We start from the raw sequence: 22,711 nt of genomic DNA, 5'->3' as shown, positions 1-22,711 counted from the left end.
GTTCTAATTTTTAATTAATGGGATATTGGCGCTGGTTTCAAATAGTTTTTCTAAATGTTCAATAACATCAAATTTCGGTATGACCTGGGGGTAATCGCCTTGTGCAATTACGACTTTATCTTCTTTTGCATCGTTTATTTTTGTTTTATCAATAACAATCTTCTTAGCGAGGCCCACCGAAATCGATACGACATACTTTGCATTTAGTCCATCAAATCCGAGTATAGGCCTATAATATAATCCTTTTTCGTCATATACAATCTTGTGTCCGAATGTGATTGATGCGTCGCCGGATGCAGACGCTTCGAAATATGCAAAAGCTTTCACAATAACCAAAGAAACCTCGCCTTTAACTTTAACGCCCACTTTCAGCTCAATTTTGAGTCTGGCATCTGCACATACTTCCAATCTGGAGTCTGACGGTTTTCCAACGGTATTGAATTTAAAGGTTGAGTTAACTGCAATCTGACTGGTAATAATCAAATCCATATAAATGTTAACGCTGGATTTAAATCCTACTTCGTCGGTTCCTACATTGATTCCTTTCTTTAACTTATCCTGGATCTGGTTATACAGCTTGAGTACACCCGGGGCCGCACTGCCACCACTGATTACGCCGGTTACACCGGCAATAATTGCACCAAGTAAGTCGATGGTAACCTCAAGTCCAATTAGAGGATTAGCGTTTAGGGTTATCTTAACATCCGTACCTACTTCAAGAACGTTACGGCTATTTTTGACTTTCTTGAGAAACCACTCTGCTGTTAAGGAAAGATTAGGTGGCTTTACTACAAACGAGGCAGGCACTCCTGAAAGACTTTTTTTGACCACGCCTTTCGTTGCACCTGTCACCCCATCAGCCAAGGAGTTAAACGAAGAAAAAATGTTGTAAAGCTTTTTAAACTTTCCCTCATATTCCGCTTTGAGTTCTTCCTGCTGCCCGTAAACTTCTCCTGATTTGTCCCACTGCGCTTTCAAACCGAAGTTAAAGGTCGCATCTTTTTGTTTCCACCGGCGTTCTGCGCCCTCTTTACCTGCTTTGCTCTGAAATTCCTTATGTTCTTTTGGTGACAGATTCTGCCATTTAACACTTAGGTCATTTGTCAGGTTTAACATGAAGTCCAGGTTCCATTTTACATCGGGGTAAACTTTTACCAGTACTGTTGGCTTGTTTCTAACAGAATAATATCTGCAGGTATGAAAATGAATTGTATAATCATTCGCAGAGCTGAATGTCCCTAACTCTGTTAAATTGTTCATTGGCCAAATGTAGTGCAACGGCATGGGATGTTCCTTGCTCATTGTTGATATCGCAGGTATCGTTATCGTGCCAACATCCTCACTTTTAAGATAGATATTGTCTAGTGTGATTTTCTTTGTATGCTGCGGACGTTCAAAACAGGCCTTCGTCTCAAATTTTACTGGTTCAATTTTGATATTTCTGGCTGTAGGGCCACCGATCGTCTGGTAAATAATGGTCTCCGCATTGTGGCCATAATAATCAAATGAGATATCAACCCTTCGATTACTTTTATAATTTTCCTCGTCCCTGTATTTAACATTATCACGACCCATTTTGTCATCGGTTGGATTTACCTCACCATGACCAGCAGCCTTCATTCGCAAAGGATCGAGTTTGCCCTTGATAAAGAATTCCCTCACCGTTTTTGCTCTGTTCTCTGAGAGCAAATTATTATAATTCTGTTTTCCGATAACACAGGCAAAACCATCTAGATGAATTATGCTGTATCGGTGTTCCAAAAGAAACTGGAGGATATTGTTTAGCTTTCTCAGGCTTTCAGATGATAGTTGTGTACTGTTAAAATTGAAAACTATGGGTTCAACAACTTTTTCCTTCCTGTCCTGAAGATTCTTAACTCCAGCTCCATTATCAAAAACGAGATTGGTTTTCCCTTCGTCAACAATGTTTATCTGCTCAAACTTACAAAGCTCAAATCTCACGGAGTTCTTATCTGGCTCATAAATCGTCACCGGAGTGCGGTTCTGCGGCATCTCCACAACCTGCGATACGGTCTTGTCTTTAATTCTCAAAAAACGGGCATGTGCAGTGTCCTTTTTGTTATCTTCAATGTACTTTCCGGTTATGGGATGCACAACCCTTACATAAAATTCCTCTACACCAGATACATCTTTCATGCTTTGACGCCACGAGTAAGTATTGGGAATTTTGAGGTTGATCTCTCCACGGATAACCTCTACACGATATATTTTTCTGGTTACCTCATCGTCTGCAGGCAGCAAGCCAAACGCCGAACGGAGTTTTCTATATACACGCACCTCAACGTTCTTGTATCCGTTCAGGCCTTCAGTTAAAAGCTTCAACCAAATGATTTCACCGTAAGAGAACTGATAGGTTTTTCTAACATCAGCACCGCCTTCATTTATAGACCAGCAACTATCGGTGATTTGGGCAGGCGTTTCGCCCCTCATCTGTATCCCTGATTTACCATCAAACGTTCCAGTTAGGGAAGCTTCAATGTAATAGGTGTAAGGGCCACAAAGTGCTCTTGTAATTCTATACCCGTATTTATAGTTGCCGGGAATTGTTTTCTGATGGTCTATGTATCCCTTATTGTTAAATATGGCCCATTTCACATCCTTTGATTTTTCCTGTTCCTTTGTACCCTCAAACCATTCCCCCACTTTGAACCAGACCAATTTTTCGGGCGAGGTTACCAGCAGTTTATTGGGAATGGAGCCCTTTTTATAAACTATACCCTCGCCGGTCCAGACTATTTTTTTGATTCCCTTAGCCATAAATTATAATTTTACACCAACCTCAGTTCCTTCAAAGTTTGTTGCTGTGGCCATGAGCGCATCTGACATTGGATTAAGCTGCGCCTGTACATCTTTATTGGCATTTGCAACATTCTGTTTAGATGGTTCGGACTTTTGGCCGTGGTGAATAATTTCTATACAATCAGGTCCACCGATTGGACAGGTTGCCTTACTGTCTTCCAGCAATATCTTTCCGTCGTTAGACAGCACAGTTTTTTCGTAAAAACCCGACCACTTGGAAGCCACAGCATTACAGGGCCTGTTGTTCATTTTAGAACAGGATCCGAACGTATTTTTTTCGAAAGTAGCACCAATATCAACAGTGGTAACTATTGGTTTTGAACTTGCTGCCTGATCATTTGCATATTCTTTCTTATGCGTTAAAACCTTTAGTTTATCTGGTGCAGATCCAAATTTGCACATGCATTGCGCTCCCTGTACTACGATATGTTTTTCTGCCATAGTATTAATTGTTAAATAAACGCTCCCAAAAGCTTTTTTCCCGGGGGCCATCGAGTATAATGGCTTCCCCTGTCGTAGTCTCACTTTCCAGCGCCTCCGAAGCAAAATCCTGGTCAAAACTTTTACCATTTTCGGGGATTACAAAAACTCTAACCTTAACCTGGTTGCTTAAATAGTGCTGAACAGCGAAATCTGACACTATGCCAACAACGTGCCTCGTTAATGGATGCAAAAAGTACCGACCTTCATAAGTGCCGGATAATCCTTTTTGTCGATCAACGTTATCCACCGCGATAGCACCTTGTTGTTTCATTTCAATTGATCCGAAGCTGTATTCATCTTCAGTTATTGTTTCGTTCACATCATAGCCCTCAATGTTGAGATCATTTAATATCGGAAAGTTTATCGCTTCCAGTTTATCCGCCTCATAAACCTTGTAAATCGGTTTAAAAAAGGTGTTGATGAACCAATCGTTTCTGGCAAAGGCATTGGTAATCGTTACAGGCATAAGCAAAAGCTTTTCCATGTTTGTCATGTACTCCTCTGCAAGATCGCCATCGAAATTTTGTTGTATGCCTGCCTTAACTTTTTTCCACCTGCTCAAAATTTCGCTATGATTAAAAACCGATTCGAAACCTCCATTATTGTTCACTGAAATGACCAAGGGGTAAAAAACTTTTCCCGCTTCATAACTCAACCGATCTGCGATGAGGTCAGGAATAATTTCATTTACGTAAACATCACCGATGCGTTCTATTTGAAAGAGCTGCTCATTATCTGTTGAAGGTTTCAAACGGGTGACAAGCACTTGATACTTTACCTCATTACCACTTCCCTCCAAACCAAAATCTATACGCACACCGTACTGTAGCGACGTTCCCGGAAGCCACTTCAACCGGAGCGCCTGCTGCGGCCTATGTTTTGTAGAAGAGTCGATAGCACCCATTATTTCGTCTTAAATAAATTTAATACCTCCATTTGAGACATTCTGGCTTTTTGAACGAAATTGGTTTCTCTTTTTGAGATTTCTGTCGCAAGCGTAGTCTCCAGATTTTTTCCCGTTTCAATCACTTTGTCAGTCCACCTGAGTTTTCCTGGTTTCTGTGAATCTATAACCATTGTCCGCTCGGTAATCTGCCGGTCTTCTATATTTCTGTGTGATTTAAGAACTAAATTTTTTGGGTTATAGGTTAAGGTTTTAGAAAAACGCACCTCTTCTTTATTGAACGCTCTTACGGAAAGCATTTTTCCAGCTTTATCATATGCATATCTACAGCTCCAGTTATCCCTGGTATCATCGGACTGGCTTCTTAAAGTGTTGACCTGTGCCTGCCTGGTTTTGAAGTTCGTTTTTTCCTTTGAAGAAACCATGATGAGCTGAAGCAAATCTTCTATTGGGTAATCACCGATATTATCTTCCAGCAAACCTGCCAAACTCAGGACTTTGTGCCTGACATTTACCTCTTGTTTAAATTGGCTATAGCTGGCTGGAAAGAGCATGTATTGGTCAGTTTTTCCGATCCGAACAACACATTGCGCATCATCAAAAGCAATGTGTATGCTATCCGCTTCATGCTGGCCCGAAAATAACCGCTCAGATATAAAACTAAGACCGGCTGGGGTATTGGCCAAACGGTAGCCAATGGCATCGGAGATGGCCCCGTTTGCAAAAGTGTAAGCGAAATACTGATCTCCGGATGCGGATGATGTATACAGAATCTTGCTTGTGCTGGTTTCGCTCCCTGCAGACGATGTTGATTTTACCGTTTTGGTTAATAAAGTGCCGTTGATGGCCACAGCAGAATCTTTGTTCATCTGCATGGCCCAGCTAGAAACGAAAAGCAGGCTTATGGTTGTTATATTTAGGATTCTGATCATTTTAAGGTGTGGCAGGTGCAGCTGCTGTTAAACGTGTTGGTGTAATTTTCCAGAAAATACTTTTCCCGGCCGTGATGGTTGCCGAAATTCCATTTGTTTTTTGTGCCCCCGTTTCATAGTAGAAACTACCACTCGTCCAGTACTGCTGATCGGTAAAATCGGCTGCCGGGATTGCATAACGAATCTTCGCTTTCTCGTTTCCCTTCTTATCTTTCACTTTTATGTGTTCATGGGTTCCGGCATCCTTTTTCAAATCGTGATTGCCTGAATCGCCATAAGTTGTTGTGGTTGAGCCTTGGGCCGCCACAAAGTCATCGTATATATCTTTTGGTATTTCGATGAAATTATATTCATCAAATTTATTCTGCCCAAGTTTGTTGTAAGGATTTTGTTCAGAATTGCCCCAGGCAAGAAAGTCTGTACCATCCCAAAACTCCGCGCCATTGGTCAAATCCTCAATCCCACGCAGAACGTCAATTACAGCGTATCTGGCCAATTTAGACTTATTTCCATTACTATCTGGTAGCTCGATTTTATTTGGCACAGAGGAGTAGCCAGATGCCAGCAAGGCCCTCCAGGTTTTCTTCGTGGTCACTGAACGATTATAGCTTGCAAAAGCTACACACCTTAATTCCTTTATATCCTCATCGCCAGATTCATGACTAACTACGTAGGCGATATAACGTAAGTCTGAATGGGTAATTGGCTTTTCATCATACTTCAGCAACTGCGTCTCATCATTTACGGCTTCAAAGTCTTTAGCTGCTACAGCCTGATCGTACTGTTCCTTAGTTGTTGTAAAAATTTTTGCACTACCTGCTATTCCGCCAAGATATTCACCTTCCCGGGTGTAGTAAACATATTGCGTAGAATCTTTGGGTTCTTCAGTTGGACTGTAGTTTCCGAATTTTACATTTGCCATATTAACTCGATTTTCCGCCTTGCCCTACGACTTTTTTGTTACTGGCTAAGGTGAGGTTATCGCGCCTTGCCTCCACATTGATCTTATTAGCCACTTTTTGCATACTTCCATCTACAGCCAGTTCATAGGCCGATCGGACGCGTATCCGCATGTTTGTGCTCGTTTTCTGAATAGCCATACTTAAAACATCTTGGATTTTTCAGCACTGTTTACCTCCACGGTCTTACCACTTTGCAGGGTCATATTTTCCGACTGGCTGAACATAGTTATGGCGCTAGCGAGTTCGTTGGAAGATTCTGACTGCCGCATGAAGTCTTTTGATACCGTTTCTTTTCGGTTGTCAGAATTTTCCTGAATATCGCCCGTTGCACTTAACGAATAATTATTTCCCGCAGTTATTGCAATGTCTTTACTTACAGAGGTACTTTGGCTATTGCCAATACTTGAACTCTGATCTTTTCCAACCTGGATATCCATATTCTCTTCCACGTTAATCTGCATGTTCTTGCAGTTAAGTCGCATATTTTCAAGGGCAGTAATGGTAATATTGTTTCCTTTAGTATCGATATGAATGATGTTGTTATGCATATCGGTAATTTTTATCCCCTGTGTGGTAGGGTCGTCATCAAACTCTACCAAATGGCCGCTCCTGGTAATAATACTTTTGAGATTATTTTTAATTAGAGGGCTACTATCCACGCTAGAACTGTGAAAAACACTCCCGATAACCACCGGCCGTGCAACATTTCCTTCTTCAAAAGCAACCATTACCTGATCATCAATTTCCGGTACGGCGAAATATCCTCGGTTAGTTCCCCGCTCTCCGTTCCCTGCACTCGGACTCACGACCCGCAACCATTCTGTCACATCGTTGGTCATACATTCCCATTTGAACTGGACTTTAATCCTGCCCTGCCCTTGAGGATCGTTGTTATCAATAACATCTGCCAACTGCATGTCAGGCTGAGGTTTATCCGGTTTCCTTACCAATAAACGTTCTGTTGAAGAAATCTTCCCTTCAAAGGTGTTATGGTATTTTCCATTTTCATCAATGTAATGCCTGATGTCTGTGATTAGAAATTTGCCTAAACTTTCGGCTGTAAAGGAAAGTTCCTTTCTAAGGCTCATGGTAATCTCAGCGATACTACCAATACTAAGCCCAGCATTGTCGCCCTTTGCCGTTACCTTTAACAATTCACTGGTATTTGCCTTCTCCTCATTCTCGACAAGATTTTTTATATCTTCCCCACTGTCTACCCGGATTAAAGCAGGCTGGTTAAAGGTTTTGCTGTAGGTAAGGTTAGAAGCCTTGATGGCGTGCGTAAGGTCAGGTGTTCCCTCAACTTTTCCGGTGCTCTCACTAACGAGCATTTCATTGTTTTTAGGGTTATAAGAAAATCTCTTGTTTTTGATAGGCGCTATTTCCATAGCATATTGCATTTCCTGAACATCCCTGCCATAAAAGAGCGCAATCTCCTTTTGCCCTTCTGGTTTTCCAAAATTAAGCTGTTTGCCATCATAGAAAAACCATTCATGATATTCAGCCGATAAGCGGTTGAGAAATCCAAAGTCACTTTCTCGGTATTGGATGATATAATCAATTGGCGTTGTTCTTGAAGCGTTGGCTACAACTTTCAAATCATTTGCCGGAGTATCTTTAGTGGCCAGCTTAACAATTTCGTTAAGTTCTTTATCTAAATAGGAGCCCAAATCAGGGCCGCGGTCAATTAATATTGTGGGGCTATAGCCACTAACAATAAGTATACCATGGTATCCATGGCTTTGTGAGAGTTCAACTTTTGATACCAGACCAATGAAGTTCTGCATGCCCTCAGCTGAATGACCAAAAGACGCCGTAAAGGTTTTGCCAACAAAATCTCTGCTGTCATCCAAACTGATTAATCCGGGCGCGCCCATCTGATCATGATTGAAACGCAGCTCAAAATAATGGTGGTCGTTAAAGGCCTGGTGAAGACTAAAAGAGGCGAAATGCGTAATCTCTTTATCCTCTATATTGATTTCTGCTATCAGTTTTTTTTCCATATTGGTTTTGAGTCTTGATCATAGCAATTGCCATTAATAAAAACATTCAATCCGCAGGAATATTAAAGAGGACATTAAACCAATTCTCCTTAGTAAAGGTTAAGTAAGTGATCATGGAGCGTCCTGGAAATCTTGCGTAATCAGAATATTTGCCTTAAGGCTTCAATAATTCAATATGTTGAGTTCGTATAAAATTAAATCGCTAAGTCATAAATGCAGTATCGTCTCTAAATTCAATACTGAAAACTCCATGCGACCTGCTAAATCGGACGCATGGAGCTTAAAATGTATTCCGAAAATAACTATCCTTTTGGCCAGTCATTTTCATGGTGCGCATTTCCTAGTTTCAGCGTACGTGCAGATACTACGAAGCTCAACGTCATTGGTGTATTGTCATTAACTGCAATGCCCTCATTATATTGGATAATATAACCATCTTCAAAGGTAAGTTCTTTCATTTTGGCATCTTCTTCGCCTTTTTTGAAGACAATCGTTCCCGACTGTGGCTTGTATTGATTATTCACCATTGATTCAATAACTGATGTATCTTCAGTTGATTCAATTTCAATGTTAATTGTACCACCGTAAACACCTGATGAGGGACGGCCTTTTGCGTCAACATCTCTGTTTAATGAAAAGCTGCATTGAAGGACATCAAATTCTTTTGAGCCCAACGTTAATCTGGTTTTAAATGCCATGATAATTTTTTTAAATGATTGAAAGAAATAATGATTTAATTACGCAGAAGGATTCCTGTACTGAATAAATACAGATAAGAAATCCGGTGAAATGGTTAAGCTTTAGGCCAATCATTTACGTGTACTGCATTTCCTACTTTCAACTCTCTAGCAGAGATTTGAAATTTCAGTGTCATTGGATGATCACCCACAATGTTAATTCCTTCGGAATATTTAACAATGTAGCCATCCTCGAAACTGACCTCTTTCATTTTGGCATCTTCCTCAGATTTTTTGATCAGAAGAACTCCAGTAATCGGCTTGTACTGGTTGTTTACCATAGCCTCAATAATCGAAGTGTCCTCTGTTGATTCGATTTCGACATCGATAGTTCCGCCATAAACACCGGAAGAAGGTCTTCCCTTGGCATCTACATCACGGTTTAACGCATAGGCACAGTGAAGCACATCGTACTCCTTGCCCGAAAAATTTAATCTAGCTTTGAAAGCCATAGTTTTAAAATTTAAAGGTTAAAAAATTGATTTGAGTAGCCTCTGCTACATGTCGAAGTTAAACCAAATATCAAGCCAAATGCTATGAGATTCAAATAGATAAAGCGGAGAAGTTTACTCCCATTATGTTTACGGGCATGGAAAGCAAGCTAAAAATAAAAATGAATGGGATGTTGGAATAGTCAGTTTGCAATTAATTCTCTGTAACAAAATTATCTCAGTTGCCTAACTTGACTGACATGACTTGAAATGTGTGGGAAATCTGGGCAATTTGTTGCATAATGCTACACTGCCAGTTCAGTTAAACAGACGAAAGGGCTAGATTAATTGTACGCCAAATTTTTCCATCTTGGTAACCCATTTTTTACTGTAATGATTATCAAGGGAGTGAAGCTGCCCGATCGTGTTGGTGAGTACCGGACTAATGCGGCACTTTTCAAAAGTATTTTTCTTGATGGACAGGTAAGTCGTTTTTTTGCTTGCTTTCCAGTCTTTGAATGTTTCCTCATCAAGAATAGAGATAATCCTTGCTGATTTACCGCTAAAGTTATTGTCTGTTTTCTGCTGCTGTGCGTTAAAAATCTGATCGGGCATAAAAAGGCGGTCAAAAAATCCCTTAATTTTCGTAGGAATGTGATCTACATATACCGGACAGAAAAGGACAATATGATTACTCTGCCTGATGACACTCAGCGCTTTCTGCAAATCCGGTTCAAGCTCAGCGATCTGCCTGTTATTAAAAAGCTTATTTGCATTGAAAATAAGATCAATAATAGCAATCTCTCTCACCATTGCGCCAGCACTCTTTGCGCCCGTTGTGTAGGCGTTAATCAAAAATCCTGTTGATATTGTCTTATCTATATCCCCATTTAGGATAAGTACTTGCTTCATTATTCTTTGGTGTTAGATTTGAGGCGGGAGATGTGTTACAAAATTATAAAGATTTTGTTAACTCGACGTATCATAAACGAAAAAAACCCGACCGGCATGGTCAGGTTCTTATTTATGAACGAGGTTAGGTTTTTATTGCTGGTTGTATTCCGAGGCCCAGGTAGTACTTTCGTCTTCACCTTTATGCCCATCAAGCTTTACTACAAAGCTTTTTGCAGGAAAATACGGCGTGATATGAATGTCCAGATGAATCCTGTCTTTTTGCTGTTCATCGCGTTCAAATTTCATAATCTTGAAACGCTCAATTAAGCGGTCTGCACCCTGAATACCATCCAGAAACTTAACAATTTGTCCCCTAAGATCCTGTTCGGTTTTCGATGTCCAGTTTTCAAATGCTCTTCTGTTAAGAAAATCGAATAACACTTTTGTGATGTAATCAAATACGCGAACTACTGAATAGGTTTGTAGACCAACGTTGTCGCCGTTAAAAAGGGTTTTGGCCGAAAAAGCCATTACCTTTCCATATTCATTCACCATTGGTACAAGTCCTACTCTTTCCAAATGTGAAATCTCGCTCTTTTTAAGGTCAAACTTAACCCCATCAACCTCATTAATGGCTCCGTGTTTTTTACCAGCGGTAACCTGCGACATGAGGGTGTAGTACATTTTACCAGCTAAAGCTGCCGAGCCGGGAACAGTTAAATCATCTTCTTCGCCTACTTCTGCTACTTTTCCGCGCCCAACAAGCCAGTTGCAGGTCATGATAACATTTGATCTGAATGCATCTGCTCCGGTGAAATTCGCAGCGGTAAATAAGTCTAATACGTCATCTGGCTGATCCAGATCGGCAAAGTCTGTTACCAGCATCGCTTTGTTGCTGTGCGCAATTTTACCCCATCTCTCTAACACTTTGTTTGATCCCATATAACCCGGCACAACCATTAAGGAATAGTTGTTACGAAGATCCAGACGGTCATAATTTTGTTTCAGCTCATCATCCACGTACTCAATAAAGCGCGGATTGTCTAAATCCTTTATCTGATCCATAGAGGCGTTCAAAAGCACAACGTTTTTAAGCTTATCAGATTCTGTGTTCTTGTAAAACAAGTGTACAGAGCGATAAGCCTGCTCAAGTTCTCTGGTTCTTTCCAAGGCAGTACCGATATTCTTGTTCAGATTTTCTTCAGCAGAATTCAGTTTTTGCGTACTTTTTTCCACCATATCGGCAACAGATGTTGAAGCTTCCAGTACATCAATCCAAAGCTGAATTTTCTTTTTCAGTTCTTCGCGGTCCTTCTTTTTCTCATCACCTGTCAGAAAAATTTGCTTTCTGGCTTTTCTTTCCGGGTTAAGGTTTTGGAGGCCGTCTACGGTGGATTCGAGCAAATCGAAACCTCCAACTCTTGCCAGCTTTTCCAGATTATCCTTCAGGGATGTTTTTTCTATGGCTTTACCCTCTGCCGGTTTAAAGCCAGCTGAGGAATTATTTTGTTCTGATTGTAGTTCTTGAGGGTTTGACATCTTTTCTAGGCGTTTAATTATTTATTTTGCTCCAATTCGTCTACAAAATTCTTAAGGGCGCTGATGAATGCAGACTTGGTTTCTTCATCATCCAGTGTAGCTTTTAAAGTTTTGTTTGATTTAAGTTGCTTAATAACATTAAGCGACATCTCCCTTTCAATGTTTACATTAGTCAGGTAATTGCTTTGACCAATGATATTTTTAACACCAAAATCACTCAGGTCATTAAAGCTAATGGTTTCCGCAACGGTAGAACCATCATCCTTTTCGAAGGCAACCTTTACATTAGGTTTGTAATGTTCGAATACATCTTTTACTGTTTTCAAACCCTCAACCTTTTCCGGTTTGATGGGCTCATTATCGGTCAGCTTCTGTACGAAGAGTGTTTTGTTGTGGGCGATTTCTGCGAAAGCTTCTGAGGTATCAATTTTTCGCTCATTTCCACCAATTTCATAATTAAACATAATATGTCGATTTAGGGTTATGATTTATTTTTTATTGTAAATATAGTAGTTTAACGCATTAACTCAATTTTTGTTCTGCTGATACAATCTCAGGCTCGATAATTTCCCATATCAGCTGATTATCAGCAGGTTGTTTGCTTACTTTTACAGTAGCACCTTTCTTCAATTCGCCTGCAATTATGTATTTGGATATTGGCCTTCTCAATAGATTTCTGATGACGGCCGATAGCTGCCTTGCACCGTATTTCGGTGTAAAGCCGTCAAGCGCAATCATCTTTTTAGCATCCTCTGAAATTTCAAATTCAATACCAAGTTTGTTCAGAGACTGGATCAAACTGTTCAGCTGGATTTCAAAGATCCGTACCACGTTACTTTCATCTATCGGGGCGAATGGAACAATTTCTGAGATTCTGGCCAAAAATTCTGGCCGGAAATGACCTGCCATTACCTCCATTAGTTGATTTGAAGCAGGAATAATTCCTTTTCCTATCTGTTCTGCGATCCACTCACTGCCAATGTTCGAGGTAAAAAGAATAAGTGAGTTGCTAAAATCACCTTCCTTTCCTAACCGGTCATGCATGTGGCCTTCATCAAGGATCTGCAGAAAAGTATCGAACACTGATGGATGTGCTTTTTCAATTTCATCAAACAACAACACCGAATATGGCTGTTGCCTGATTTTGTTCACCAGAAGTCCGCCTTCTTCATATCCGACATAGCCCGGGGGGGCTCCGTACAAAAGCGCTGCGCTGTGTTCTTCTTTAAACTCCGACATGTCAAACCTGATCATCGCCTTTTCATCATTAAACAAAAATTCTGCAATTGATTTTGCAAGCTCGGTTTTGCCGGTTCCTGTAGGTCCCAACAGAAAAAAAGATCCGATGGGCTGCCCCTTTTTATTTAATCCACTTCGTGATTCTAAAATAGCATCAGAAACTGCTTTCAGTGCTTGATCCTGACCAACAACCCGTTTTTTTAGGTACTGTTCCATGTTGAGCAGTTTTTCCTTCTCGCCTGCCTGAAGCTTGCCCATTGGAATGCCTGTTTTGTAGGCAACTATTGATGCAATGTCTTGCTTGGTGATGCGTTCGCTTTTCTCCAGCGCAAAAGTTTTAAGCTCAGCAAGGCTCTTTTGAATATATTGCTGATATTCCTCAGCAGTTTCAAAGGCATCTGTTTGCGTTTCATCGGTTAACCTTCCCAACAGAACAGGGCTAAGTTTATTTTGCAAAAGGGAGTAAAGCCATTTGTAGTCCTTGTATTTATTTTGCACTCCCTCATCTGCCCTCAAGTCTTCCAAATCTTGCTCCAAAGTTGATATTACCAGCTCAGAAGTATCATTCATCATCTTCATGGCTGCCATTGTGCGGTCAAGCAAGTCGAAAGCAGAATCCGGAAGCCTTCTATCTTTCATATAGCGCTTGGCTAACCGTACACATTCTTCCATTGCATCTGGCTCGATGCCTAAACCATGGTGTTCTTCGTATTTCACTGCCAGCTTTTGGAGCATTTTTATTGTGCTCTCCTCATTTGGTTCATTCACTTGAAGTACTTCAAAACGCCTGCTGAAAGCCTGTTCTGGCTCAATAATCTTCCGATACTCATCGATTGTGGTTGCACCTATTACCGTTATTTCGCCACGCGCAAGCTCGGGTTTCAGCAGATTGCCAATTCCAGCGCCCAATGGGCCTTTACTATCCAACAGGGTATGAATTTCATCGATAAAAAGCACTGCCTTTTCGAACTGTTTAATCTCTTTAATAATATTCTTTAGCCGATCCTCTATCTCACCTTTGTAAGAGGCTCCTGCAATGAGCGAGCCTAGATCAAGCTCATATAGCTGGACTGATTTTAGACTTTCAGGTACAGACTGGTTTACAATATCAATCGCAAAACCATCGACAAGTGCAGTTTTGCCCACACCGGCATCACCAGTAAGAATGACGTTTGGCTTTGTTCTCCGGCAAAGAATTTCCATCATCATTCTTGTTTCCCGGTCCCGGCCAATTATCGAATCAGTTTTGCCATCCCTAACCATTTGTAACCTGTCTACACAGTATTTCAAGAGTGCATTATTAGTAGGTTTTTTTTCCGAGTGGTCAGCGTTCGAATCTGGTGCAACTGCCCTGGCAATTTCTTCATCTTTTACATATAGCTCCAATATTTCCTTCTCTTTAATTGGAAAGGACTTAAGCTGGTCTACCTGAAAACCAACACCAGGTTTCGCCAACGCAGTTAATACGCAGACAGGTGTAATCAAATCAAGACCAAGCTTTATGCGTACGTTATCTGCCTCTTCAAAAATGATTGGAATTTCTGGTGCACCCGTTACCACGTCATTATAACTAGCTGATTTTGGTTGTTCGTCAATCCTCACTTCCGCCCACTCGCTAATGTATTCTTCATCCTTCCCTATTGAAGTGATGAAAGACCTCAGTCCGACGTCTTTGTGCATTAACCCTTTGAGTAAATGCGCCGCTGAAAATGTCGGGTTGCCATATTCTTTTGCTAATGACTGGGCGATACGCAATGCGGTTTTTACCGATTCGCTAAAATTTGTGATTGCCATTATCTAATTGGTTTTTGGCATCACTGCCGGATTAAAGTTCTTTTCGGTGATGTAATAATATAATTTGCCATTCGAAACAAACTGTTGCTCAATTTGGGTAGCCCTTTTGATTTGCTGAACCGATTCATTGAGTAATCTGATATAATTTTCAAATTGGGCTAATGGCATACTTGAGGTTTTGTTCAAATCACCTATTTTGTACTGGTTCAAAAACTCATTATTCAGTGGCAAACCAGTAACCAGCTTTAAATAACTGGCCAGGCTCATCGCTTTGATTTCACTGGAAGATACCTTAATTCCTAAAAGCTGTTTGGGCATTTTTACATAGTTTTTCACCAATTTACTCCTAAAGGAGCTTTGATCGGCTTGTAGATTTTGGCCCAACATCATTGAAAACACATCTGTTATCTGCCTATACTCCATATTGTTCAGCACAATGGCGTATTGCAGTGCCGAATGATTTTTATTGACGAAGTCTGCAGGAAGGGTTGCGGTACTGTAATATTTAAATTCATTGTGCGGCATCCGGTCTGCCACCTCTATTCCCACAGGCGGAGGCAGCAAGTCCTCAACGTTTTTCGACAGATTCCTACGTGCTATGCCCGTTAAACGGAATGCGCTGTCTAAAGAACTTATCTGGTTGTAAATGTCTGAATTGGTTTCTTGCACAAAACGTTTTAATGCAATGGTCATACTTTCGTTTGAATTTACAGTTCCCTTGGTTGGGAAGACGACTCCTCCCTGAATCAGGCTGTTCTTCGGGTAATCCAGGTAATAGGAAATCGAATCCTGAAGGCTTGTATTATACGGTTGGAAACTCTTGAGCCCCTCACCCCTTACCATCGTATTCTTCCTGTACTCTGCAGATCGGATAGCAGATTCGGAAACCAATTTACGAGACTGAATTACAAAATCATTAAAAACAGAATTGTAATCACTGTATACCTGCAAAGCCAGAATCCTAGCGTCGGCAAGTGCAACCTGCTCGCTTAGTTCATTAATCAGGTAATTGTTTGTGCCTCCGGAATTTCCGGTGCTGCCTACCAGAACAATAAGATTGGTTTCATTCTTTTTTCCCTTAAATAAGCTTAAGCCTGCTTTCATTGCGCTGAAAACCGGCGACTCAGAAATTGCGCTGTTACACTTTTCCGTATTCTTTGCTTCATTTGATAAGAAACTCATAAGCTGCCTGTAGTCATTTTGGATGGGACTGGTTAATAGACCATTTATGGGGCAGCCATCTTCTCCGCGATAAACCACACCTCCATAACTAACCTGGGTACCTTTCCCAAAATTATCCAAAATACCTTCAAAAGATGCAATGGTATTGGTCATCCCGGAGAGGTATTTGCTCATCGAGCTTCCGCCATCTACAACAAAGACAACATTAACTTTTGTCTTATTTTTTCGAAGGGCAACATAATCACGATAAGAAAATGCAGAGCCGTTAATGGTCAATATTTTATTGTCTGTTTTATTGAAAACATCTGTTGCAATGCCAACCGTATAATTGCTCTCATTTTCTGAAATAACAGGAAAGCCTTTTAGAATCACATTTCCTGCAGGTAGCAAGGGGTCAGCCATAAATGGGGTTCCATTACTTATACCCACTGAAATGGCTGCTGCAGTTGAGTCTTCAAGACTATAGTCGCCAGGTTTAGTGGAACTGATGTACAACCTGTCGCCCCAGCTGTGCATGGCTTCCGCCGAAACCCAGCCATAAACACTTTTGCGTGCAGAATCTGCAAACAACTGATCCTCTGAACCTATCAGGTATTTCTTTTCATCCTCTGATTTTTTATAGATATAGGCAATTTCGTGGAGCCTTACCTTGGTGCGGCGGTCTTTGAGTTCAGGCGTGCTGTAGACAAGAATCGAGTCCGTAGTATCGAAATAAAATTTTGGCTCGGTAAGGGGATTTTTGCCATTGACAATTCCAATAGCTTTTTCTGCATAGCCTGTTTTTTGGTTGGAAAAAGCACGCTGCCACAGAAGCAACTTTGATTTGGATATCCATCCGTAGCTTATTGCGCTTTTTTTATCATTGATCTTACGGCCTCTGATCATCCCCGCCTTGTACTTTATGAGTTTCAGGTACCCGTTTTCTTCTTTGGATACATAGAAAGGCTCCATAAAACTGATCTTTTTCATAATCAGACTTCCACCGGGTGCAGTGGTAGTGTAGTTGTCTTCGCGGTCTGAGAAAACTATCCAGGGTAGGCTGCTACCGGAAGTATTTTCATTGATATTTATTGTTTTGGCGGGCCGCTCGTAAGATTTTGGCATATATTTAACCTTTTTACCAAACGACGCAGGGGATTGGGCATTAGCCATTGATATTCCTAAAAGGATGATGGTTAAGAAATAATATTTTTTCATATTGAATAGGATGAGCTTAAGCGTTAGGATACAGTATTGATCTATCTTGTCTTTGCAGGAGCGTCTGCCTGGGTTGCCTCAGCAGGCTGTGTAGTACCAGAGTGCTGTTTTATGTTTAAAAGGCTTGCACAGGTAGAATTCGGTTTAATTGAAAGCTGTGCCTCATCTACTGCTATTTCACCGCCAAAGGTGAGTCCCATACAATAGGAGTAAATATCGGTCTGTTTTTTCTTTCCGTTCATTTCTACGTTCACGGTAACCTTCTCATTGCCGCACATATACTTTTTAATGAGGTAGTAGTAATTGGAATTGAAATCTGCACCGTTGGCGATAGCCTGTAACCGGGCTCTGATGTCATCGATAGTTTTTCGTTCTCCATCTCCCGGCGCAACTAAATCTTCAACAATCTCTGCATTCGGATCAGTAATTAAAACGGTTAGATAAGCAGGCTTTCGGCTTTTATCAGACCGCAGGCGCACAACATATTTTCCCGGTGCACGATACGTGTACAGGGCGGTTTTTCCTTTTACATCTACACGTCCGGTTTCTCCAAAAGACCATTCAAAATCCTTTCCATCGCCATCTCCCTCAAGTCTGATCTCCTCGTTTACCAGGCCGGCTGTTGGCCCGCTAATGGTCAAAACACTATCTACGACTGCCGCTTTCACCGTATCCCTTACGGTAACTGGAAACTCCTGGCGGAGTTCTCCATCAACAGTCAACCGCACAATATAGGTGTCTGGCTTGGTGTAGTGATAGGAGCCGGTTTTTGTAGTGGCCTTAGCACCATTACCAAATTCCCACAGCCATTTTGATGCCTTGGGTGTGTTGTCTGTAAATACTAGACTCTCATTTAAATAAATTTCATCTTTGAGAATCCTTGCGTCAATTTTACGTTTGTCGAAGAAAGAGCTTTTGAATAAAAAAATAAGCCCTGTTAAGAGTAATACAGCCAGCAGGATGTAAAGTATAACGTATCCCTGTGAATTAGAGCTGATCTGCTTCGTGTTGGTTTCGGACATATTAAGCGTTTTTGATGGTTTTAGGATGGTTTTGGTATTTTATCTTGATGAGATGGTTTGCTGCAGTTGTCGCCTGTTGGTTATGCAGTCGTCAAGTTGTCTTTTATGCAGTTCAATATCTGAAATATTTCTGTTTTGTTCCTGCCTGTCGTAAAACAGTCGGTCGTAAAGTTGTGCAGTCTGCACAAATATCTTGTATCGAGAATCAGATGCTTTACGGTCAAATGCCGCTCTGATTGAGCCCAACGAAAGCTGAATGTCGTTTTTTAAAAACACGGCCTGTACATTTGGGTTGTAGCGAGTAATCTGCTTGAAAGTAGTGTCTACGGTTGGCATGGTTTCTTTAACCATATTTTCGAAAGCGTCATTTTCGTTGATTTTCACCTCGAGCTCTGATTTGGAAATTTCGTAGCGTGACTTGTCATTGTAAAAAATCCCAAAGCTTAGCAGCCCAACAGTGAAAATAAACAGCGCTGCGAAAAACAAAAACTGTTCGCGTCTTTCTTTTATACTTAGTTTTATCATGTTGTTTAATTACCTGCCGTATCTGCCATTTCTAATCTTGTTAGCCGCAGACTGATTTGCACGCTGACAATCGTTTATCTGTTCTTTATACCTTTGGATATCACCTCTGGACTTTAGGAGTGAGTCTTGCAAATCTGCCATTGCGCCAACATTATTATTGATTTTCTCATACAAGTCAAAACTGGCACTGGCTTCTGGTTTTTTCGAAATCAGGTCTTTAATTCTGTTGTTGGAAGTTTGGATATCATTGAGCAGAATGCCTTGCTTGCTCATTTCGTTGGCATTATAGTCGCGGTATTGTGCGAGTTCCTTGAAACGGACCAAAATAAGGTCAAAGTTGGTATTGATGTCTTTTCGTAAATACGAAAGTTTTTCAGCTTCTTTTACTTTCTTATCCAGGAGGGCGTATTCAAAATCTGCCGCGACAAAGAAAAGGAAGATGCAGAGTATAGAGAAAAGGGTTAAAAAGACAAAATTTGAGATAAACTTGATATAAGCTTTTCTAATTTCAAGGGCGTTAATGGGTTTCATAGGTTGTTATGGATTTCACATATTACTGGTCTAATAATTAATTCTACACTCACCTGCCCGCCACTCTCCCCAAAATCACATCACTATCAAATCAACATTTTACAGTAACAATTTTTAATATTCGTTGTTTGGTTATTTAAACGATTTATTTAAATTACTTTTAACAAACTTTAAGCCAAACATCTATGTCTGATAAATTTTTCAACAAACCTTTCAGATTGAGTTCTTTATTTTCGGGCAATGGGATTCAATCTACAGACCTTGGAAAATCGATTTCTAACCACATAGAACTGATAATTTTCACCAGATACGGCGAACACCGTTACCAGCAAAACTTCGGTTGCGAGATATGGGACCTGGATTTCGAGCTCATCGTGAGCGAGAGTATTTGGGAAGAAAAGTTCCGCAAATCGCTTCTTAAGTCCATTACTGACCACGAGCTTCGCATATACAATATGTCTGTAGATATTCACATAGCCGAGGTAGAAAACGTTTACCCTATGCGTAAGATAACAGAGATCAAAAAAAAAGTAGATATTAGCGTAAGAGCGCTAATAAAAGCGACGGGTGAAAAATATTTTTTTAATACAGCTTTATTTCTCAGTCCCTTATCTACCTAATTAACCGCCCCAAATAGCGTACATATGAAACCAGTTTTTTATTCATCAAAGGATGAGATCCGTAACCGAATATTAAAAAATGCAGAGGATTTTTGGAACATAAAAGATAGCAACGATTTTGATCCTCTGGTTAAACTGATAATTGAGGCTTTAAGCAACGAGTTATTTAATGTTGCCAACGACGTAAAAAATCTAGAAAACAGAATCTTTGATAAGATAAGCAGAATCCTGGCGCCCGACCATTTAACCTCCTCCTTACCAGCCCATGCGATTCTCCATGCCCGCCCAAATGATCTGGAAGATCTCGTTTCTCCTTACCACCAGTTTTCTTTCAAAAAAGATGTGCAACTGGAAACTGATCAGACAAAGAAGACAGATATTTTTTTCAGCCCCTTGCATACAGTGAAACTGCTCAATGCCTCGGTAAAATATATGGCCACGGGTAATACCATCTTTAGTGTGGAAGGTTTTAACAAACAGCCTGCTGTTAATAGCTTGCCTGGCTTCTCCATACCCCAAAATGTTCTTTACATCGGCTTTAGCGGGATAAAGGACTGGATGGACTTTAATAAACTAAATTTATTTTTCGACTGGAAAAATTATGCTGTACCGGAAAATGCATACGACCTTTTAGCGCTGGGCAAATGGTATTATAAAGGTAATGAGCTCACATCATACACAGAGCGGTTTATGGACGAGCCGGTAACCGGAAAAACCCAGGCACCATTTTACCACAAGCAGTTGCTCAACCTAATCAAATCTGATGTACTGCAGTTTTACAGCAACAGGTTTCTAACGCTTGGCGATCTTAACAACTTTAACATCGAAGAAACTAGAGAAATGCCATCAGATTTTTCAAACCTCTTTCAACAGGCGGAGTTGAACAGGATCGGTAGCGAAATAAAATGGTTGAAAGTTGTGTTGCCTGCTGCAATCAATCAGGATATGCTCAACGAACTTCACGTTCATATCAATGCGTTTCCAGTGGTCAATAAAAAACTGAGCCAAATAAAACACCGCCTCAAAACGATGAACAATGTGGTGCCGATAAAAACTGAGGGATTTGACCAGATGCTTACCGTTGAAAACCTGAAGGACAATAAAGGTAAAAGCTATAATGAGATTCCCTATACCAATGAAAACGAAAAAGGCGACGGCTCGTTTTCAATCCGATATGGGGGCACCGAGCGTTTTGATACCAGAAATGCCAAAGAGCTTGTAGAATATCTTTTTGAACTTTTAAGAGATGAGAAAGCGGCCTTTTCGGCATATGGGCCAGATTTTTTAAGCACGGCACTTAAAAATTTGGAACAAAACATGGCCTTGATCGAGCAAAAAAGTCGCTCTGCATTAAAAGACATTAAAGAGCTGCCAAGCTATGTTATCATTAAGCCTATTGATGAGGCCGATATTCTATTTTTAGATATTTGGGTTACGCAGGCAGAAGAGGCCAACCATATCAATGCGGGCAGCCGTTTAGTGGTTTATGGCAACAACAGGGTCAACCCGGAGAGCGTTTTTCTATTAAGTCAATCGAAAGGCGGCCGTTCGAAGCTTAATGCAGCCAACAGAGTACAGGCTTACAAATACGGCTTAACCACAGGAGATAAGGTGATCACCAAAGCAGATGTCATTAATTTCTGCCACTACGAACTTGGACCCAAACTAAAAAGCATAACACTGGTTAAGGGCATCATGCTGGATAATAAACCAAAAGGTGGTTTCATCAAAACAACAGATATTGTGATCGAACCTTCAGAAGTCGCGAGGCTAACAAAGTCTGATTGGGAAGAATTATTAGGTATTACCCTTTCCAAGCTAAAATTGCGAAGTGCCATGAATGTACACTACCGTATGTTTTTGAAGAACGCCGCGGAATATGCCTATCAGACCTGAAGGAAAATCCTTAAATGTAAACGGTATAACCTAAATAAGCGCTGCTTCCTGTTTCGCTTAGAAGGGTTTCCTGAAAATCGGGCGCTGTTACCAGTTCTACATCCACTTCAGCATCAACGGGCATCAGGTAACTCAGTGCCATATCGAGAATTTCCCGGTTCTTTTGGCCGGGCATAAATGCAACCAGTTCATCTGGAGCAGTTGGTCCAACACTTATTTGAAAACATTCGTGGTCTGGAGCAAAGCTGTTGCCTATGATGGTATCAATACCCAGAGCGCCCACTCCAAGTTTAATCTGCATATCATCTGAAACATCAATCCCTGTGAGTTGTGCTGTGGCGTTGTTAACGGCGATGGGAACGTTAAATAACGCTGTCAGCACTTTTGCGGCAAAATCGATATCGTTTCTTTTTTGCTGTATTTCGGGCAACAGGTGCATCCAGATGATGCTCTGTTCTTTGTTCAGGAGATTAAATTCGTTCCATCCAAACTCAAAGATGCGGCTTAATTCGGAATAGGTAGTCTTTTTATCGAGCTTATTTTCATAAAGCTCCGTCATCACCCGAACACGGTTAATTTCGGTATCAAAAGGAGTAAAAAACAATCTTGCATGTTTTTCTTCTTCTCGCCTTTCCCTGATATCATCAATCATAGATTCCTCATCCATTCCGGCACTTCCGGTAGGCGGCCTGTGGAAAAGGCCTTCAGGAAGCATGTCATATAAGCTTTCGCGATTGGTGGTAATCCGTATGCGTTCGTGTCTTCTGTTTTCCGAATAATAAAACGTAGACGATTCAATATCTTTCGCAAATGCCCGTTTATCGGCCCCAATTGGAACCACCTCTATCTGGTCGGCATCAACTATCGAGCGCTCTATCAAATCGGCCGCCTTAGCTATTGCCTTGTAGTCTGTAAATAGTTCGTTATTAATCAAAGTTTCTTTTTTCATTTAAACTTTAAGCTTGCATTTTTGTTGTAGATAAAATTTTATTTTTCGAAC

20 protein-coding genes are annotated in these 22,711 nt (G+C 40.8%); 2 read left to right on the top strand and 18 right to left on the bottom strand.

Annotated elements, in window-relative coordinates:
• Window positions 1-3: 3 nt before the first annotated feature.
• The 17 genes from EZ449_RS13975 to tssO (EZ449_RS13900) all read right to left on the bottom strand — a co-directional run bounded on the left by EZ449_RS13975 (window position 4) and on the right by tssO (EZ449_RS13900) (window position 19,195).
• The gene (locus EZ449_RS13975; protein ID WP_131559823.1) at window positions 4-2,778 is read right to left on the bottom strand and encodes an OmpA family protein; all 2,775 of its coding nucleotides are present in this window, start codon (window positions 2,776-2,778) and stop codon (window positions 4-6) included.
• Window positions 2,779-2,781: 3 nt separating this feature from the next.
• Entirely contained in the window at window positions 2,782-3,261 is a 480-nt protein-coding gene (locus EZ449_RS13970; RefSeq protein WP_131559821.1) for a DUF4280 domain-containing protein, read from the bottom strand.
• Window positions 3,262-3,265: 4 nt separating this feature from the next.
• Window positions 3,266-4,207: a hypothetical protein gene (locus tag EZ449_RS13965; RefSeq protein WP_131559819.1), complete on the bottom strand. Its 942-nt coding sequence runs from the start codon at window positions 4,205-4,207 to the stop codon at window positions 3,266-3,268.
• Window positions 4,207-5,139: a hypothetical protein gene (locus EZ449_RS13960; RefSeq protein ID WP_131559817.1), complete on the bottom strand. Its 933-nt coding sequence runs from the start codon at window positions 5,137-5,139 to the stop codon at window positions 4,207-4,209. The genes EZ449_RS13965 and EZ449_RS13960 overlap by 1 nt, the downstream gene beginning before the upstream one ends.
• A gap of 1 nt (window position 5,140) precedes the next feature.
• Window positions 5,141-6,061 (bottom strand): hypothetical protein, encoded by a 921-nt coding sequence (locus EZ449_RS13955; RefSeq protein ID WP_131559815.1) that lies wholly within the window; start codon window positions 6,059-6,061, stop codon window positions 5,141-5,143.
• 1 nt (window position 6,062) lies between these two features.
• A complete protein-coding gene (locus EZ449_RS22690) occupies window positions 6,063-6,212 on the bottom strand; it encodes a hypothetical protein (RefSeq protein WP_165499762.1) in 150 nt (49 codons plus the stop codon).
• Window positions 6,213-6,241: 29 nt separating this feature from the next.
• Window positions 6,242-8,104, bottom strand: coding sequence for a type VI secretion system Vgr family protein (locus tag EZ449_RS13950; RefSeq protein WP_131559813.1), 1,863 nt, complete (start codon window positions 8,102-8,104; stop codon window positions 6,242-6,244).
• A gap of 302 nt (window positions 8,105-8,406) precedes the next feature.
• The gene (tssD, locus tag EZ449_RS13945) at window positions 8,407-8,802 is read right to left on the bottom strand and encodes a type VI secretion system tube protein TssD (protein ID WP_131559811.1); all 396 of its coding nucleotides are present in this window, start codon (window positions 8,800-8,802) and stop codon (window positions 8,407-8,409) included.
• A 95-nt stretch (window positions 8,803-8,897) separates the two neighbouring features.
• Window positions 8,898-9,293, bottom strand: coding sequence for a type VI secretion system tube protein TssD (gene tssD, locus EZ449_RS13940; protein WP_131559809.1), 396 nt, complete (start codon window positions 9,291-9,293; stop codon window positions 8,898-8,900).
• 318 nt (window positions 9,294-9,611) lie between these two features.
• On the bottom strand, window positions 9,612-10,184 hold the full coding sequence (locus tag EZ449_RS13935; protein ID WP_131559807.1) for an NAD(P)H-dependent oxidoreductase: 573 nt from the start codon (window positions 10,182-10,184) through the stop codon (window positions 9,612-9,614).
• 132 nt (window positions 10,185-10,316) lie between these two features.
• Complete coding sequence (locus tag EZ449_RS13930) at window positions 10,317-11,705, bottom strand: DUF5458 family protein (protein WP_131559805.1); 1,389 nt, start codon at window positions 11,703-11,705, stop codon at window positions 10,317-10,319.
• Window positions 11,706-11,722: 17 nt separating this feature from the next.
• Complete coding sequence (locus tag EZ449_RS13925) at window positions 11,723-12,169, bottom strand: hypothetical protein (protein WP_131559803.1); 447 nt, start codon at window positions 12,167-12,169, stop codon at window positions 11,723-11,725.
• Between the two features lie 58 nt (window positions 12,170-12,227).
• The gene (locus tag EZ449_RS13920) at window positions 12,228-14,738 is read right to left on the bottom strand and encodes an ATP-dependent Clp protease ATP-binding subunit (RefSeq protein ID WP_131559801.1); all 2,511 of its coding nucleotides are present in this window, start codon (window positions 14,736-14,738) and stop codon (window positions 12,228-12,230) included.
• Between the two features lie 3 nt (window positions 14,739-14,741).
• Window positions 14,742-17,117 carry a type VI secretion system protein TssR domain-containing protein gene (tssR, locus tag EZ449_RS13915; RefSeq protein WP_131559799.1) on the bottom strand — a complete coding sequence of 792 codons (2,376 nt, stop codon included), beginning with the start codon at window positions 17,115-17,117 and terminating at the stop codon, window positions 14,742-14,744.
• A gap of 41 nt (window positions 17,118-17,158) precedes the next feature.
• The gene (locus EZ449_RS13910; protein WP_131559797.1) at window positions 17,159-18,139 is read right to left on the bottom strand and encodes a PKD domain-containing protein; all 981 of its coding nucleotides are present in this window, start codon (window positions 18,137-18,139) and stop codon (window positions 17,159-17,161) included.
• Window positions 18,140-18,178: 39 nt separating this feature from the next.
• Window positions 18,179-18,664: a type VI secretion system TssO gene (tssO, locus tag EZ449_RS13905; RefSeq protein WP_131559795.1), complete on the bottom strand. Its 486-nt coding sequence runs from the start codon at window positions 18,662-18,664 to the stop codon at window positions 18,179-18,181.
• Window positions 18,665-18,673: 9 nt separating this feature from the next.
• Window positions 18,674-19,195 carry a type VI secretion system TssO gene (tssO, locus tag EZ449_RS13900; protein ID WP_131559792.1) on the bottom strand — a complete coding sequence of 174 codons (522 nt, stop codon included), beginning with the start codon at window positions 19,193-19,195 and terminating at the stop codon, window positions 18,674-18,676.
• A 185-nt stretch (window positions 19,196-19,380) separates the two neighbouring features.
• Here tssO (EZ449_RS13900) and EZ449_RS13895 point away from each other — a divergent pair, with 185 nt between their 5' ends.
• Window positions 19,381-19,815, top strand: a complete 435-nt coding sequence (locus EZ449_RS13895) for a GPW/gp25 family protein (protein WP_131559790.1) — start codon at window positions 19,381-19,383, stop codon at window positions 19,813-19,815.
• Window positions 19,816-19,839: 24 nt separating this feature from the next.
• Complete coding sequence (locus tag EZ449_RS13890) at window positions 19,840-21,711, top strand: type VI secretion system baseplate subunit TssF (protein WP_131559787.1); 1,872 nt, start codon at window positions 19,840-19,842, stop codon at window positions 21,709-21,711.
• Window positions 21,712-21,721: 10 nt separating this feature from the next.
• Here EZ449_RS13890 and EZ449_RS13885 read toward each other — a convergent pair whose 3' ends face one another.
• Entirely contained in the window at window positions 21,722-22,660 is a 939-nt protein-coding gene (locus tag EZ449_RS13885) for a type VI secretion system baseplate subunit TssG (RefSeq protein WP_131559785.1), read from the bottom strand.
• Between the last annotated feature and the right edge of the window lie 51 nt (window positions 22,661-22,711).

This window comes from Pedobacter frigidisoli, assembly GCF_004331675.1.
Classification (GTDB): domain Bacteria; phylum Bacteroidota; class Bacteroidia; order Sphingobacteriales; family Sphingobacteriaceae; genus Pedobacter; species Pedobacter frigidisoli.
This window is presented reverse-complemented; position numbering and strand designations above follow the sequence as displayed.